This is a genomic window from Salmonella sp. HY31 (assembly GCF_042604575.1).
Lineage (GTDB): Bacteria > Pseudomonadota > Gammaproteobacteria > Enterobacterales > Enterobacteriaceae > Salmonella > Salmonella diarizonae.
Genome location: NZ_CP170479.1, coordinates 4,613,946 through 4,629,553 on the forward strand (window position 1 = coordinate 4,613,946; position 15,608 = coordinate 4,629,553).

The 15,608-nt window shown below is 53.2% G+C and carries 13 protein-coding genes and 3 pseudogenes; 5 read left to right on the top strand and 11 right to left on the bottom strand.

The features are described 5' to 3' along the window. Positions 1-31: 31 nt before the first annotated feature. The 7 genes and pseudogenes from ACE15A_RS22070 to cpxP form a co-directional block, all read right to left on the bottom strand. Positions 32-1,336 carry an SLC13 family permease gene (locus tag ACE15A_RS22070; protein WP_053528785.1) on the bottom strand — a complete coding sequence of 435 codons (1,305 nt, stop codon included), beginning with the start codon at positions 1,334-1,336 and terminating at the stop codon, positions 32-34. 73 nt (positions 1,337-1,409) lie between these two features. Continuing rightward, positions 1,410-1,499 (bottom strand): annotated as a pseudogene (locus ACE15A_RS22075) (CDP-diacylglycerol diphosphatase); the annotation flags it as partial. Beyond that, positions 1,489-1,671, bottom strand: a pseudogene (locus tag ACE15A_RS22080) (CDP-diacylglycerol diphosphatase); the annotation flags it as partial. The pseudogenes ACE15A_RS22080 and ACE15A_RS22075, both read right to left, overlap by 11 nt. 100 nt (positions 1,672-1,771) lie before the next feature. Beyond that, positions 1,772-2,761: pseudogene (locus ACE15A_RS22085) on the bottom strand (sulfate ABC transporter substrate-binding protein). Between the two features lie 201 nt (positions 2,762-2,962). Continuing rightward, positions 2,963-3,925: a 6-phosphofructokinase gene (gene pfkA / locus ACE15A_RS22090; protein WP_023249137.1), complete on the bottom strand. Its 963-nt coding sequence runs from the start codon at positions 3,923-3,925 to the stop codon at positions 2,963-2,965. 184 nt (positions 3,926-4,109) lie between these two features. Then, positions 4,110-5,012: a CDF family cation-efflux transporter FieF gene (gene fieF / locus ACE15A_RS22095; protein ID WP_023249136.1), complete on the bottom strand. Its 903-nt coding sequence runs from the start codon at positions 5,010-5,012 to the stop codon at positions 4,110-4,112. 146 nt (positions 5,013-5,158) lie between these two features. Then, on the bottom strand, positions 5,159-5,659 hold the full coding sequence (gene cpxP / locus ACE15A_RS22100) for a cell-envelope stress modulator CpxP (RefSeq protein WP_053509988.1): 501 nt from the start codon (positions 5,657-5,659) through the stop codon (positions 5,159-5,161). A 150-nt stretch (positions 5,660-5,809) separates the two neighbouring features. On the opposite strand from cpxP, the gene cpxR reads away from it, so the two are divergent. Next, complete coding sequence (gene cpxR, locus ACE15A_RS22105) at positions 5,810-6,508, top strand: envelope stress response regulator transcription factor CpxR (protein WP_001033731.1); 699 nt, start codon at positions 5,810-5,812, stop codon at positions 6,506-6,508. Beyond that, entirely contained in the window at positions 6,505-7,878 is a 1,374-nt protein-coding gene (gene cpxA / locus ACE15A_RS22110; RefSeq protein ID WP_000580434.1) for an envelope stress sensor histidine kinase CpxA, read from the top strand. The genes cpxR and cpxA overlap by 4 nt, the downstream gene beginning before the upstream one ends. A 91-nt stretch (positions 7,879-7,969) precedes the next feature. Here cpxA and yiiM read toward each other — a convergent pair whose 3' ends face one another. Both yiiM and sodA read right to left on the bottom strand, forming a co-directional pair. Continuing rightward, the gene (yiiM, locus tag ACE15A_RS22115) at positions 7,970-8,641 is read right to left on the bottom strand and encodes a 6-hydroxyaminopurine reductase (protein WP_023249134.1); all 672 of its coding nucleotides are present in this window, start codon (positions 8,639-8,641) and stop codon (positions 7,970-7,972) included. A gap of 69 nt (positions 8,642-8,710) precedes the next feature. Further along, on the bottom strand, positions 8,711-9,331 hold the full coding sequence (gene sodA, locus ACE15A_RS22120; RefSeq protein WP_023249133.1) for a superoxide dismutase [Mn]: 621 nt from the start codon (positions 9,329-9,331) through the stop codon (positions 8,711-8,713). Between the two features lie 286 nt (positions 9,332-9,617). Between sodA and rhaT the strand changes: the two genes are divergently transcribed. Then, entirely contained in the window at positions 9,618-10,652 is a 1,035-nt protein-coding gene (gene rhaT / locus ACE15A_RS22125) for an L-rhamnose/proton symporter RhaT (protein WP_023249132.1), read from the top strand. Here rhaT and rhaR read toward each other — a convergent pair. Both rhaR and rhaS read right to left on the bottom strand, forming a co-directional pair. Beyond that, positions 10,649-11,497: an HTH-type transcriptional activator RhaR gene (rhaR, locus tag ACE15A_RS22130; protein ID WP_053509986.1), complete on the bottom strand. Its 849-nt coding sequence runs from the start codon at positions 11,495-11,497 to the stop codon at positions 10,649-10,651. The two genes, rhaT and rhaR, sit on opposite strands and share 4 nt — an antisense overlap. A 153-nt stretch (positions 11,498-11,650) precedes the next feature. Next, a complete protein-coding gene (gene rhaS, locus ACE15A_RS22135) occupies positions 11,651-12,487 on the bottom strand; it encodes an HTH-type transcriptional activator RhaS (protein WP_053509983.1) in 837 nt (278 codons plus the stop codon). Between the two features lie 358 nt (positions 12,488-12,845). Between rhaS and rhaB the strand changes: the two genes are divergently transcribed. Then, on the top strand, positions 12,846-14,315 hold the full coding sequence (rhaB, locus tag ACE15A_RS22140; protein WP_053509981.1) for a rhamnulokinase: 1,470 nt from the start codon (positions 12,846-12,848) through the stop codon (positions 14,313-14,315). Continuing rightward, positions 14,312-15,571, top strand: a complete 1,260-nt coding sequence (rhaA, locus tag ACE15A_RS22145) for an L-rhamnose isomerase (protein ID WP_064055813.1) — start codon at positions 14,312-14,314, stop codon at positions 15,569-15,571. Before rhaB ends, rhaA begins: the two co-directional genes overlap by 4 nt. The last annotated feature ends 37 nt before the right edge of the window (positions 15,572-15,608 follow it).

The following is a 15,608-nucleotide window of genomic DNA, read 5'->3' on the forward strand; positions in this document are numbered from 1 at the left end:
CACAAAACAAAAAATTAACAGTCCGTTAAAACTATAATTTACCCAGAACTCGAAACCAGGCGTAATCCAGTGGTAGCAGTACCAGATACGTCACCGCCGCCAGCGCCAGACACAGTAACATTCCCGCCCTTGCCGGCACCTTTCCTAACGCCATCGCAACAACAATCGGCGACGCCTGATACGGTAATAGCGGCGTGGAATAACCCAGCACCTGAATCATAATGACCGATAACAGTGGAAAACCGGTAGCATCTGCAAAACTTTCCGCCAAAGTCGTATAGAGCGCCGGTACGCCGTTAGCGGTCATAATAAAATTCAGTACCGTCGTGATACCCGTGAGCGCAAGGAAACTGGTAAACGGTTTTTGCGTATCTAATGGCATAACGCGCAGTAATGTTTCCCCCACCGCATTACCAATACCGGTTTGCGTTACGGTGAGCGCCAGCCCCAGAATCCCGGCGACATAAATACAGGCGCGAATATTAATACCACTGGCAAACTCATCCCCGCTGATAAAACCTACTCGCGGCAACATCGTCACTACCGCTGCCGCCAGACCGGTCCAGGCTGGGCCAATGCCGTGCCAGCTTTCCGTTACCCACATCGTCAACACCACCGCCAACATCCACGCCAGCCGCTTTTCATTGCGGCTCATTGGCGCAGGCGGCGCTGCCTCGTGCTGCGCATGGGGCGCACCGGGAAATAGCCAGCAAATCAGGGCGATTAATACGATGCCTTTTAACCATCCCAGCACCGGCGTATGCAGCAGTAAATACGGCACATAGTTCAGGTGGATGCCATAAGAGCCTTCTGCCGCGCCGCTCATCACCAGGTTGGGCACGTTCGCAGGCAAAATGGTGGCGGAAAGCTGGAAGGTGCCAAACCCGACGGCCAGTGCCAATCCATACCAGGCGCGGGTGCCATCCGCTATTCCGGCGCGTTTCGCCATCGCCGCGACAATCGGCATTAGCAGCGCAATACGTCCCATATTTGAGGGCATCACAAACGCCAGAGCATAGCTAAGCAACACCACACTGCTAACCATCAGAAACCAGGAGTCCGTTAATTTAGCCGATAATGCGCGCGCCGCTCTGTCCGCCAACCCGGTTTTACGAATCGCGATTCCCAGTACGAATCCGCTGAATACCAGCCAGAAAGCTGAAGAGGCAAAACCGCCGAAGATCGTATCCGGCGGAGCAATTTTCGCCGCCATCGCTATGGTAAAAAAGAGCAGTGCGGTAATAAATTCCGGCAGCAACGAAGTAGCCCAAAGCAGGATAGTAATGCCGACAACCAGCGAAGGAAGAAACAGAGGGTGCGAAAGCCAGAGCGACATGCCTGTCTCCTGTTGTTTTTTTCAACAAGAATACGGGGACAGGCACGTAGAGTAAACGCCAGAATCGCCAGAGTTACTTCAGAATCTCACACTGATGATCCTGAATTTCCTCAGCAGAAGCGCGATTGAGGGTCAATAAATTACGCTGCGTCGCCAGCGCGAGGTTTGACTTCCGCGCAGGGCGCTGGATTTTGATGCTGTAACTGATCGGGCAGGCACTGTTCAAGAACGATTTCCCGTAATGCATCAGGATTGCCGGAAAATTTCCAGTAACCGACGCCCGCCGCGGCGACAATCACTATCACCGCCAGTAAAAAGTAGCCTGTTTTTTTCATGTTATGCGTTCCCTGTGTCTCATAGACGGAGAAGAGTAACGCAAAATTATGGCAAAGAAAAAACCCGGCAACATAATACGTTACCGGGTTTATAAACGGTTTAGCGTTTGCTGATTTGGTCGAACGTACCGCCATTAGAGAAGTGATCTTTTTGCGCCTTTGCCCAGCCGCCAAACACCTCGTCAATGGTGAACAGCTTCAGCTTCGGAAACGCATCGTCGTATTTTTTCGCCACGTCAGCATCGCGCGGACGATAATAATTTTTTGCCGCAATTGTCTGGCCTTCCGGCGAATAGAGGTACTTGAGATATGCTTCCGCCACCGCATTCGTCCCTTTCTTCTCAACGACTTTATCGACCACGGACACGGTCGGCTCCGCCAGAATGGATTCGCCAGGCGTGATAATCTCGAACTGGTCTTTGCCCAGCTCGTGCGTCGCCAGCAACGCTTCGTTTTCCCAGGCGATTAATACATCGCCGATCCCGCGTTCCACAAAGGTATTGGTTGAGCCGCGTGCGCCGGAGTCTAACACCTCGACGTTCTTATATAGCGCTTTGACAAAATCCTGCGCTTTGACCTGGTCATTATTGTTATGATGCAGGGCATAACCCCATGCCGCCAGATAGTTCCAGCGAGCGCCGCCGGAGCTCTTCGGGTTTGGCGTAATCACCGACACTCCGGGTTTAATCAGATCGTTCCAGTCATGAATTTGTTTTGGATTGCCCTTGCGCACCAGGAAGACAATGGTGGACGTATACGGCGCAGAATTGTCCGGCAGGCGTTTGATCCAGGCCTTATCAATGCGCCCACGCTCGGCAATGGCATCAACATCCTAGGCCAGCGCCAGCGTAACGACATCCGCATCAATACCGTTAATCACCGACGTAGCCTGTTTGCCTGAGCCGCCGTGCGACTGACGGATAATCACATTATCGCCGGTCTCCTGTTTCCAGTGCGCGCTAAACGCTTTGTTGTACTGTTCGTACAGTTCGCGCGTTGGATCGTAAGACACGTTAAGTAGCTGAATATCCTTTGCCAGAACGCTGGTTGACGCCAGCAATAATGTGAATCCCACGCCCCACTTTTTCATCGCCCGACTCGCTTATGTTGTGTTGTGATGAGCAAAGCGTGCCAGAAAGCGATCCAAACATTAAAGAATAAAAAAAGATTGGCTATAACAGAGGGGAATATGTAACAGAGGGATTTTTGGCGGCTTGCGACTTATCCGACCTACACGTAACTTGTAGGCCGGATAAGCACAGCGCCTTCAGGCAATTTACGTCGCCAAAACTTAGTACAGTTTTTTCGCGCACTCCATCCAGTCGCTTTTGAACGGACGCTTCATGTTTTCAATCGCATCGATGATGTCATGATGAACAAGCTGCTCGTTCTGGATACCGACACAACGACCACCGTGGCCTTCCAGAAGCAGGTCAATAGCATAAGCGCCCATGCGGGAAGCCAGAATGCGATCGTAAGGTACGGGAGAACCGCCGCGCTGGATGTGGCCCAGCACCGTCGCACGCGTTTCACGACCCGTTTCTTTTTCAATAAAGTGCGCCAGTTCGTCAACATCGCACATATGTTCGGTGATAGCGACGATAGCGTGTTTTTTACCTTTCGCGATACCGGCTTTGATTTCCGCCACCAGATCCTCGCGATTAAATTCAACTTCCGGCACCACGATAAACTCACAGCCGCCGGCAATAGCCGCCGCCAACGTCAGGTCGCCGCAATAACGCCCCATCACTTCAACGATAGAGATACGCTGGTGAGAAGAGGAGGTGTCACGCAGACGGTCAATCGCTTCCACCACGGTGCCAAGAGCAGTGAAATAGCCGATAGTGTAGTCGGTGCCTTTGATATCGTTATCGATAGTGCCTGGCAGACCGATGCACGGGAAGCCCATTTCAGTCAGACGTTTTGCACCCAGATAAGAACCATCGCCGCCAATAACCACCAGCGCATCGATGCCACGTTTTTTCAGGTTTTCGATCGCGACAGCGCGAATATTTTCGTCACGGAATTCCGGGAAACGGGCGGAGCCGAGGAAAGTACCGCCACGGTTGATCATGTCAGATACGCTGTAACGGTCAAGCTGAACCATACGATCTTCATACAGGCCCAGATAGCCGTCATAAATGCCCATGACTTCCAGCCCTTCCGTCAACGCTGCGCGCACAACACCGCGGATTGCCGCGTTCATGCCCGGCGCATCACCGCCGCTTGTCAACACACCGATTTTCTTAATCATGACTACCTCTGAACTTTGGAATGCAAAATGAAATCTATTGCCGGAAGCCGATTTCGCACTTCGAAACGATCCAACGAATATACAGATAGTATAACAATCCCTTCCTGCTGAATTGATTCAGGTCAGGCCAAATGGCGGTAATTTATACACAAAATGCTGGCCTGGCTCACTTTTTAACAATCAATTATACAAGCTCGAACTTCTTGCCTTCCCTGGGGACGACTGAACAGGGATCCTGATGAATAATGACATCTGAACCCGGAAAACGCTGCAAAATCGCCTGCTCTACCTGTTCAGCCACTAAATGCGCCTGAACGAGCGGCAGATTATCTTCCATTTCCAAATGAATCTGAATAAAGCGGGTCGGCCCTGACTGCCGCGTGCGGAGATCGTGCGCGCCGCTGACGCCCGGCCATGACGTCACGATATCAATAATTTCCTGTCGTTCCGCATCGGGCAGCGCGCGATCCAATAATGACTGCACCGCCTCATACCCCATACGTAACGCGCTATACAAAATATAGATGCCAATACCTAACGCAAACAGGGCATCCGCACGATGCCAGCCGTACCAGGATAACCCAAGCGCGATAAGAATCGCTCCGTTCATCATAACATCAGACTGATAATGAAGCATATCCGCTCGTACCGCCTGACTTTGGGTCTTGCGTACCACCCAGCGCTGAAACGTGACCAGTATAATAGTGCATATCAGAGCGATGACGGTAACGCCAATCCCCACGCCGGGGTCGTTCATTGGCGTCGGCTTAATCAGGTTCTGGATACTGGTCAAAAATAGAAACAGCGCCGAACCGGAAATAAACATACTTTGCGCCAGCGCCGCCAGCGACTCCGCTTTACCATGACCAAACGTGTGTTCATCATCTGCTGGTTGCAGCGAATAACGCACGACCAATAAGTTCGTCAATGACGCGGCAATATCCACCAACGAATCCACCAACGCCGCCAGAATACTCACCGAGCCCGTATACCACCACGCAAAAATTTTGATCAAAAGTAACGCTGATGCCATCGCCGTTGCCGCGATAGCCGCCCGGCTGACCAGCCGTCCATAGGTTTGATTCATAAATACTCCCGCTATCTTCTGCCGGTAGTATAACGGATGGTTTAAAACAGTAAGCTAATAACAGAATGACAAATTGGGGATAAAAAAACCCCCACATCATGTGGGGGAAGACAGGGATGGTGTCTATGGCAAGGAAAACAGGGTTGTTACTGGGAACGTGAGTTGCTACTACTCAATAATTTCAACGATGAACTTTTTTGCCATTGCGCCACGTCGCGCAGTTGCTCCATTCGTTGCTGATGCTTTTCATTCAAAACCGCTTGCTGCTCCGGCGTTAATAGGCGATACATCTGGTTACGCACGCGGGCCATTTCGACCTGGCGGGCAACCTGCTCTTGCGCCATTTTTTCTGCCTGAGCGCGCACAGCGCTTTCATCAAATTTTTCTGCGGTGACAAGCCGATGCATTGTCTCCATTTCGCTAACATTAACAGGAGGCTGTTCGTGCCTTGCCTGCTGCATAAGATCTCGCATCTGTTGACGCTGATGTTCGGTTAAACTTATGCCGTCAAACATATGATTTTGCGTGCTACGCTGCGTGGCCCCGTCACCGGGGTGCCAGTTATCGCTTGTAACAACTTCAGCTGCGTGGCTTAAGAAACTGAATGCCAGCGTTGAGGCCATAACAGCAGCGGTAACTTTGCGCATCGCTTGCTCCCAAAATCTTTTCTGTCGCGATTCAACGAGAGACAGTTTACGATTCGGGCTGCAAACATGCGTCAGGGGGTGTAAAACAACGTAAAGTCATGGATTAGCGACGCCTGATGACGTAATTTCTGCCTCGGAGGTATGTAAACAATGAATAAAATCCTGTTAGTTGATGATGACCGAGAGCTGACTTCCCTGTTAAAAGAGCTCCTCGAAATGGAAGGTTTTAATGTTCTGGTGGCCCACGACGGCGAGCAGGCGCTTGAGCTTTTGGATGACAGCATCGATTTACTTTTGCTTGACGTCATGATGCCGAAGAAAAACGGTATCGATACGTTGAAGGCGCTTCGCCAGACACACCAGACGCCTGTCATTATGCTGACCGCGCGCGGCAGCGAGCTGGATCGCGTTCTCGGCCTTGAGCTGGGCGCGGACGACTATTTACCTAAGCCGTTTAACGACCGCGAACTGGTAGCGCGCATCAGGGCTATTTTGCGCCGCTCCCACTGGAGCGAACAGCAGCAGAGCAGCGACAATGGCTCGCCGACGCTGGAAGTCGATGCGCTAAGCCTTAATCCTGGCCGTCAGGAAGCCAGTTTCGATGGCCAAACGCTGGAACTGACCGGTACGGAATTCACCCTGCTCTATTTGCTGGCGCAACACCTCGGCCAGGTGGTTTCCCGTGAACATTTAAGTCAGGAAGTGCTGGGTAAGCGCCTGACACCGTTCGATCGTGCCATTGATATGCATATTTCTAACCTGCGCCGCAAACTGCCGGAACGCAAAGACGGTCATCCGTGGTTTAAAACATTGCGTGGTCGCGGCTATCTGATGGTTTCCGCTTCATGATAGGAAGTTTAACCGCGCGCATCTTCGCCATCTTCTGGTTGACGCTGGCGCTGGTGCTAATGCTGGTACTGATGTTGCCCAAGCTCGATTCACGCCAGATGACCGAGCTGATGGACAGCGAACAGCGCCAGGGATTGATGATAGAGCAACATGTAGAAGCTGAACTTGCGAACGATCCGCCCAACGACCTGATGTGGTGGCGTCGCCTGTTCCGCGCGATCGACAAGTGGGCACCGCCTGGACAGCGGTTATTACTGGTGACCTCTGAAGGACGCGTGATCGGCGCTGAACGCAGCGAAATGCAGATCATTCGTAACTTCATTGGTCAGGCGGATAACGCCGATCATCCGCAGAAGAAAAAATATGGCCGCGTAGAGATGGTCGGGCCATTCTCCGTTCGCGATGGAGAAGACAATTACCAGCTTTACCTGATTCGACCGGCCAGCAGTTCACAATCCGATTTTATTAATCTGCTGTTTGACCGCCCGCTCCTGTTGCTGATTGTCACGATGCTGGTCAGTTCGCCGCTCTTGCTATGGCTGGCGTGGAGTCTGGCAAAACCGGCGCGTAAGTTGAAAAACGCGGCTGATGAAGTGGCGCAAGGCAACCTGCGTCAGCACCCGGAGCTGGAGGCTGGTCCGCAGGAGTTCCTCGCCGCTGGCGCCAGTTTTAACCAGATGGTGACGGCGCTGGAACGGATGATGACCTCGCAGCAGCGTTTGCTGTCAGACATCTCCCACGAGCTGCGAACGCCCCTTACGCGCCTGCAACTGGGTACCGCGCTGCTGCGTCGTCGTAGCGGCGAAAGCAAAGAGCTGGAGCGTATTGAGACCGAAGCGCAACGTCTGGACAGCATGATCAACGACCTGCTGGTGATGTCGCGTAACCAACAGAAAAACGCGCTGGTCAGTGAAACGATGAAAGCTAATCAGCTATGGGGCGAAGTGCTGGATAACGCTGCCTTTGAAGCCGAACAGATGGGCAAGTCGTTAACGGTAAATTATCCGCCGGGGCCGTGGCCGCTCTATGGTAACCCGAACGCGCTGGAAAGCGCGCTGGAAAATATTGTCCGTAATGCGCTGCGCTATTCACACACGAAGATTGAAGTCGGCTTCTCGGTGGATAAAGACGGTATTACGATCACGGTCGATGACGACGGACCGGGCGTCAGCCCTGAAGACAGAGAGCAGATCTTCCGTCCCTTCTATCGCACCGATGAGGCGCGCGACCGTGAATCCGGCGGTACCGGCCTGGGTCTGGCGATTGTCGAAACCGCCATTCAACAGCATCGCGGCTGGGTGAAAGCGGATGACAGCCCGCTGGGGGGATTGCGGTTAGTGATCTGGCTGCCGCTATATAAACGTTCGTAATTAACGCTGTGGCGCCGGATGGCGGCGTAAGCGCCTTATCCGGCCTACGGAACTCGTAGGCCCGGTAAGCGCAACGCCACCGGGCATCACATCAGCCCTGCAAACGTCGTGACTGATTTTCAATCTTGCCGCTCAGGCGACGCTTTTGCATGGTTCGGGTCCAGCTTTTCGATAATCCCGCCGCCGACAGCAACCGGTGATACTGCTCATCGTCAAACGGCATATGCCAGGCAATGGCGATCGCCTCCTGCACGCTGACATCGCTCACGCGGGAAACCAGCGCCAGCGGCGCATCTGTCGCTACCTTGCCTGGCGCTATCACGCTGTAGAGCCAGCCGGTTTTACCCACGTTTTGCATCTGGCTTGCCATGTCGCTAATCGCAAAATGGTAATTGAGCTTAAAGCACGGCGAACGCGGCTGCGTTACCTGAATGAGCGCCTCTCCCCAGCGAAAAATGTCGCCGATATAAACATTTTGCTCGGTCAGACCGTCGGTGGAAAGGTTCTCGCCAAACGCCGGGGCGACAAACCGTTCCGCCAGTTCCGGAAACTCCTGCGCCCAGTAACGATAATGCTCGCGCGGATAGTGGCACAGCGCGCGGTCGGGACCGCCGTGAATTTTTTTCTCCGCCTGCTCATCACCTTCCAGACCCAGCTCCGTCAGCATGAGTTCGCCATCGACCTGCACTTTCGCGATAGCGCTGGGGCGGCTTCCCGCGTAATCCTGAATTTTGCCTGTGAATACCTCAACCGGATAATGCATCGCGACTCCTTATGCAGATACAAAAAAAGCGAGTCATCAGACTCGCTTCTCACGGGCTTCAATGCAACTTTATTTTTTCGCAGCGAAGCGTGCAGCCGCTTCATCCCAGTTCACTACGTTCCAGAACTCTTTGATATAGTCCGGACGACGGTTCTGGAATTTCAGATAGTAAGCGTGTTCCCAGACGTCCAGACCCAGGATCGGGAAACCGGATGCGCCGGAAATGGCTTCGCCCATCAGCGGAGAGTCCTGGTTAGCGGTAGAAACAACAGCCAGTTTATCGCCTTTCAGCACCAGCCACGCCCAGCCAGAACCAAAACGGCTGGCGGCCGCTTTTTCAAACTCTTCTTTGAATTTCTCAACAGATCCGAAATCACGCTCGATCGCCGCTTTCAGATCGCCCTGCAGAGTGGTGCCTTTTTTCAGCCCCTTCCAGAACAGGCTGTGGTTAGCGTGACCGCCCGCGTTGTTGCGCAGTACGGTTTTTTTGTCCGCGGGTAGTTGATCCAGTTTGGTGATCAGCTCTTCAGCAGACAAGTTAGCGAATTCCGGCAGACTTTCCAGCGCCGCATTGGCGTTATTCACATAAGTCTGGTGGTGTTTGGTGTGGTGAATCTCCATCGTCTGCTTATCGAAATGCGGTTCCAGTGCATCATAAGCGTACGGCAGGGATGGCAGTGTATAACTCATATTCCTCTCCAGTATTGTCGAGCGGCCGGGTGTTAACGCCGCGTAAGCAGTTGGTTCATTATAGTTAATTAAATGATATTGAAAATGATTATCAATGCCGTACTTTTCGTAAGGATATAATTTTTCATAACATTGCCTAAGATGTGAGCCAAATCACCCACTTATCCTGATGATTGCCAGGAAGATCGGAACGACGGCAACTGGCGAAAGGTTAATCATCTGCGCACTTTTTACACTCGTCTCATCGCAGCAGTAACAAGACGATAAAAACGACGAGGATTAAGTGATGAGTAACGCGATTACGATGGGTATTTTCTGGCATTTGATAGGTGCGGCCAGTGCAGCCTGCTTCTATGCCCCGTTCAAGCAAGTGAAACAGTGGTCATGGGAAACCATGTGGTCAGTGGGCGGCATTGTCTCCTGGCTTATTCTGCCGTGGACAATTAGCGCCCTCTTACTGCCCGATTTCTGGGCCTATTATGGACAATTTAACCTCTCCACCCTTTTACCGGTTTTTCTGTTCGGCGCCATGTGGGGCATCGGCAATATTAACTACGGTCTGACCATGCGTTATCTCGGGATGTCGATGGGTATCGGCATCGCTATCGGCATTACGCTTATCGTCGGCACGCTGATGACGCCTGTCATCAACGGTAACGTCGAGGTGTTAATCCATACCGAAGGGGGACGCATGACGCTACTTGGCGTTTTTGTCGCGCTGATCGGCGTCGGAATTGTGACGCGCGCCGGACAGTTAAAAGAACGCAAAATGGGCATTAAAGCAGAGGAGTTCAATCTGAAGAAAGGGCTTCTGCTGGCAGTAATGTGCGGTATTTTCTCGGCGGGGATGTCCTTTGCCATGAACGCGGCTAAACCGATGCATGAGGCCGCTGCCGCGCTTGGCGTTGACCCGCTCTATGCCGCGCTGCCGAGTTACGTAGTGATTATGGGCGGCGGCGCGCTGGTTAACCTCGGTTTCTGTTTTATCCGCCTGGCAAAAGTACAAAATCTGTCGATAAAAGCCGACTTCTCGCTGGCAAGGCCGTTGATTATCAGCAATATTCTGCTGTCCGCGCTTGGCGGTCTGATGTGGTATTTACAGTTCTTTTTCTATGCCTGGGGTCACGCGCGCATTCCGGCGCAATATGACTACATGAGCTGGATGCTGCACATGAGCTTCTATGTGCTGTGCGGGGGGCTGGTCGGTCTGGTGCTAAAAGAGTGGAAAAATGCTGGTCGCCGTCCCGTTGGCGTCTTAAGCCTCGGCTGCGTGGTAATTATTATCGCGGCGAATATTGTCGGTTTAGGCATGGCCAGCTAATCGCTTTGATTACTGAGATGACGCCACTGGCTCGGCGTCATCCCGGTTTCCCGCGTGAACACCACTGAAAAATAGTTACTATCTTCAAAACCGCACTGCATCGAAATCTCGCTAACCATCAGCGGGCTATGCTGAAGCAGATACTGCGCGTGGCAGATACGGATCTGGCGTAAGTATTGGTTAATCGTCATCCCGGTTTGGGCGCGAAACTGCTGCCGCAGCACCCGTTCGCTGCATTGTTCCTGCTGGCAAAACGCATCCAACGCAAAGGGACGCTCAAGGCTATTAGCCAAAGCGGTAATTAATTTATCCAACAGGGTTTCTCTGGAGGTTGCCGGAAGATCGTCGGTCGCGTAGCGATGCCGTTTTAACGTCATCACCAGTTGACCAAACAGCAATTCCGCCATCTCATTCGCCAGCGGATCGCGTCCATTATTCTCATGTTCAAGCTGGTTAATGACCTGCCGCGCCTGATTCATTCCCATACTGCCCAGCCGCCAGTGAGGATGCCACTGCGCTCCCTGAAAGCCGGGAATCATCGCCTGCCAGTTTACATTGAGTTTCAAACGCTCCGGGCAGTAAATGATATTTTGCAGCACCAGATCGTTAACGGAGGTATAGGAGTGTTTGTCTTCAGCACGAATGTAAAACAGATCGCCGCGGGTAATTCTATATGGACGGTCATTAAGAACGTGTAGGCCGTTGCCCCGCCAGACCATCACCAGTTCACAAAACTCATGCGTATGTTCCGCAAAAACATCCTGTGGATAGCGATCGGCAACCGTAACGGCCTGCTGCTCATCAGTAAAAAAATCTTTTTTCAAAAGGATTAACTGATTTGCCACCGCAGCACCTCACGTTGAATGCTTGCCGGTTGGCGCTACGCTTATCCTGTCTACCGCTCGCCGCCGTAGGCCAGGTAAGGCGCAGCCGCCATCCGGCATTAAAGGGTATAATTATCAGCACATTGGCGACGAAAAACGTTGATAGCGTTTGCGTTACTGGAGTATCGCATCGCGTCCCTGACGGATATCCCGCGGCGACCAGTTAAATTCGCGGCGAAACAGAGTCGAAAAGTGGTTACTGTCGCCAAAACCGCAGCGATACGCGATTTCTGTCACGCTATGATCGCTATGGCGCAATAAATGCCGGGCTTTGATCAAACGCAGGCGATTAAGGTAACGTTGCGGCGTCAGCCCGGTATGCTGCTTAAGCTGACGATGCAGCGTACGTAGCGACAGCGAAAACTGTTCAGCTACCGCCTCCCAGCAGACCTCCTCCGCAAAATGGTCTTCCAGCCATGCCATCAGTTGGTTAAGTTTGGCGTCGTTATCGGTCGCGCCTTCCATCAGGCTACTGCGGCGTAACAATACCAGTAGTTGCATAAACAAAATTTCGCGATTCGCCACGGCAGGCGCATCCATGCCGTCTCCGGCGCGCTCCATCAATCCGACCAACTGGCGCACCTGCTGCAACGCGCTCTGATTCACCCGCCAGTGAGAAGGATAGTAACCATCCTGCTCCTGCGGCAGCAATTGCTCCAGCCCCGCCAGGAACTGAAAGGCTTGCGGCGAACGCCACAGTACGTTCGTCAGGCATAAGTTGTCGGTATGTTCATATAAATGCCGGTCGTGATCGCGAACAAAACACACGGTACCGCCGCTAATGGTATACGGCAGCCCGTTGAATACATGGATGCCCGTACCGTGTTCCACAATCACAATTTCATGGAAATCATGATGATGTTCAGGGAAAGCGGCTTGCGGCAGACGAGGTTCAATCGCCACGGGCGCTTTACCTGATGGAAAAAAATCCACGCTATGCAGTACCGTCATGATGTATCCCTTCCTGATGAATGAAACTGACTGAAGCCGTTCGCCCAAAAGGCGCGCCAGCCTCGCCTCCAGGCGTTTTCGCCGAATTTCTCCGGCCTAGTGATAGTAATTAAGGGTTATCGGTCTCACCTTAAATTTTTGACGCTAAAGCGCGCAAACATGGTCTTTTTTTCAAGAAAAGGCGGGAAAAAGCGGGAAATGCGGACGACATCACACCGGCCTATTAGTAGAAACTGTGAACGCTATCACGTTCATCTTTGCCTTGTTGCCAGCGGCTCATTTTCCTGTCAGTAACGAGAAGGTAGGCCTTTGAGGGCTTTTTTAGACTGTGCGCAATGACTCTAAGAAGGACCTCATTATGACTTTTCGCCATTGTGTCGCGGTTGATCTCGGCGCATCCAGCGGGCGCGTGATGCTGGCGCGTTATGACCGCAAACACCGTACCCTGACGCTACGTGAAATCCACCGTTTTGTGAACTGCCTACAAAAAACAGACGGGTTTGACACCTGGGACATCGACAGTCTGGAAAAGGATATCCGTCTTGGTCTGAAGAAAGTCTGCGATGAAGGCATTCTTATCGACAGCATCGGCATCGACACCTGGGGCGTCGATTATGTCCTGCTGGATAAACAAGGTCAGCGTGTCGGCCTGCCGGTCTCCTACCGCGATAACCGTACCATGGGCATCATGTCGCAAGCGCTGGTCCAGATCGGCAAAAGCGAAATCTATCGCCGCAGCGGGATTCAGTTTCTGCCGTTTAACACCGTCTATCAGCTACGCGCGCTGACGAAGCAACAGCCTGAGTTAACGGCGCAGGTCGCTCATGCGCTGCTGATGCCCGATTATTTCAGCTACCGCCTGACCGGTGAAATGAACTGGGAATACACCAACGCCACGACCACCCAGTTGGTCAATATCAATACCGATGACTGGGACGATACCCTACTGGCGTGGACCGGCGCGAAAAAAAGCTGGTTCGGTCGCCCCTCGCACCCGGGCAATGTTATCGGCGACTGGATTTGCCCGCAGGGCAACCGTATTCCGGTGGTAGCCGTCGCCAGTCACGATACCGCCAGCGCCGTTATTGCCTCTCCGCTGGCAAATAAACATAGCGCTTACCTGTCTTCAGGCACCTGGTCGTTGATGGGTTTTGAAAGCAAAATGCCTTACACCACAGACGACGCGCTGGCCGCCAATATCACCAACGAAGGCGGCGCGGAAGGGCGTTATCGGGTACTGAAAAACATTATGGGTTTGTGGCTGCTCCAGCGCGTGCTGAAAGAACGGCGCATTACCGATCTACCTGCGCTTATCGCCCAAACAGAAGCGCTGCCGGCCTGCCGTTTCCTGATTAACCCGAATGACGATCGCTTTATCAATCCTGACGATATGCGCACCGAAATTCAGGCTGCCTGTCACGAGACCGGCCAGCCCGTTCCCCTCAGCGATGCCGAACTGGCGCGCTGCATTTTCGACAGTCTGGCGCTGTTGTATGCCGACATTCTGCACGAACTGGCAAATCTGCGCGGCGAAGCATTTACCCAACTGCATATTGTCGGCGGCGGATGCCAGAACGCTCTACTCAACCAGTTGTGCGCCGATGCGTGTGGTATTCGCGTGATGGCTGGGCCGATTGAAGCCTCCACCCTTGGCAGTATTGGTATTCAGCTTATGACCCTCGACGAATTAAACAACGTCGATGACTTCCGTCAGGTCGTCAGCGCCAACTACGACCTGACAACCTATATCCCTAATCCTGATAGTGAAATTGCCCGCCACGTTGCGCAGTTTCAACCCAAACGACATACAAAGGAGCTTTGCGCATGACCACTCAACTGGAACAAGCCTGGGAACTGGCAAAACAACGTTTCGCCGCAGTAGGTATTGATGTCGAGGCGGCGCTGCGCCAGCTCGATCGCCTGCCGGTTTCCATGCACTGCTGGCAGGGCGACGATGTTGCCGGATTCGAGAACCCGGAAGGTTCGCTGACGGGCGGAATTCAGGCGACCGGCAACTATCCGGGCAAAGCGCGTAACGCCACCGAACTGCGCGCCGATCTGGAACAGGCGCTGCGTCTGATCCCGGGGCCAAAACGGCTAAACCTGCACGCCATTTACCTTGAGTCGGATACGCCGGTTGCCCGCGATCGGATCAAACCCGAGCATTTTAAAAACTGGGTAGCGTGGGCAAAGGCCAATAAGCTCGGCCTGGACTTTAACCCGTCCTGCTTTTCGCATCCGCTGAGCGCCGACGGTTTCACCCTGTCGCACGCTAATGACAACATCCGCCAGTTCTGGATCGATCACTGCAAAGCCAGCCGCCGCGTCTCGGCATACTTTGGTGAGCAGCTCGGTACGCCGTCGGTGATGAACATCTGGATTCCGGACGGCATGAAAGACATTACCGTCGACCGTTTAGCCCCGCGTCAGCGCCTGCTGGAAGCGCTGGATGAGGTCATTAGCGAGAAATTCGACCCGATGCACCACATCGATGCGGTCGAAAGCAAACTGTTTGGCATCGGCGCGGAAAGCTACACCGTTGGCTCCAGTGAGTTCTACATGGGCTATGCCACCAGCCGTCAGACCGCGCTGTGTCTGGATGCGGGACACTTCCATCCCACTGAAATGATTTCCGACAAAATTTCCGCCGCCATCCTCTATGTGCCACGGCTGCTGCTGCACGTCAGCCGCCCGGTACGCTGGGATAGCGACCACGTAGTGCTGCTGGACGATGAAACCCAGGCAATTGCCAGCGAGATCGTCCGTCATAACCTGTTCGACCGCGTGCATATCGGTCTGGATTTCTTCGACGCCTCTATCAACCGCATCGCCGCGTGGGTTATCGGTACCCGCAACATGAAAAAAGCGCTGCTGCGCGCTCTGCTGGAACCCACAGTTCAACTGCGTCAGCTTGAGGCCAGCGGCGATTACACCGCGCGTCTGGCGCTGCTGGAAGAGCAAAAATCCCTGCCGTGGCAAGCCGTCTGGGAAATGTATTGCCAGCGTCACGACACGCCGGCAGGCAGCCAGTGGCTGGAAAGCGTGCGGGCGTATGAGAAAGACATTCTGAGTAAACGTCGCTAAACATCACAAATTGTAGGCGGATAAGGCGCTTATCCGG

Coding starts and splice junctions, on each gene's coding strand:
- ACE15A_RS22070 (WP_053528785.1), bottom strand. CDS start 1,336: ATGTCGCTCTGGCTTTCGCACCCTCTGTTTCTTCCTTCGCTGGTTGTC.
- pfkA (WP_023249137.1), bottom strand. CDS start 3,925: ATGATTAAGAAAATCGGTGTGTTGACAAGCGGCGGTGATGCGCCGGGC.
- fieF (WP_023249136.1), bottom strand. CDS start 5,012: ATGAATCAAACCTATGGACGGCTGGTCAGCCGGGCGGCTATCGCGGCA.
- cpxP (WP_053509988.1), bottom strand. CDS start 5,659: ATGCGCAAAGTTACCGCTGCTGTTATGGCCTCAACGCTGGCATTCAGT.
- cpxR (WP_001033731.1), top strand. CDS start 5,810: ATGAATAAAATCCTGTTAGTTGATGATGACCGAGAGCTGACTTCCCTG.
- cpxA (WP_000580434.1), top strand. CDS start 6,505: ATGATAGGAAGTTTAACCGCGCGCATCTTCGCCATCTTCTGGTTGACG.
- yiiM (WP_023249134.1), bottom strand. CDS start 8,641: ATGCATTATCCGGTTGAGGTATTCACAGGCAAAATTCAGGATTACGCG.
- sodA (WP_023249133.1), bottom strand. CDS start 9,331: ATGAGTTATACACTGCCATCCCTGCCGTACGCTTATGATGCACTGGAA.
- rhaT (WP_023249132.1), top strand. CDS start 9,618: ATGAGTAACGCGATTACGATGGGTATTTTCTGGCATTTGATAGGTGCG.
- rhaS (WP_053509983.1), bottom strand. CDS start 12,487: ATGACGGTACTGCATAGCGTGGATTTTTTTCCATCAGGTAAAGCGCCC.
- rhaB (WP_053509981.1), top strand. CDS start 12,846: ATGACTTTTCGCCATTGTGTCGCGGTTGATCTCGGCGCATCCAGCGGG.
- rhaA (WP_064055813.1), top strand. CDS start 14,312: ATGACCACTCAACTGGAACAAGCCTGGGAACTGGCAAAACAACGTTTC.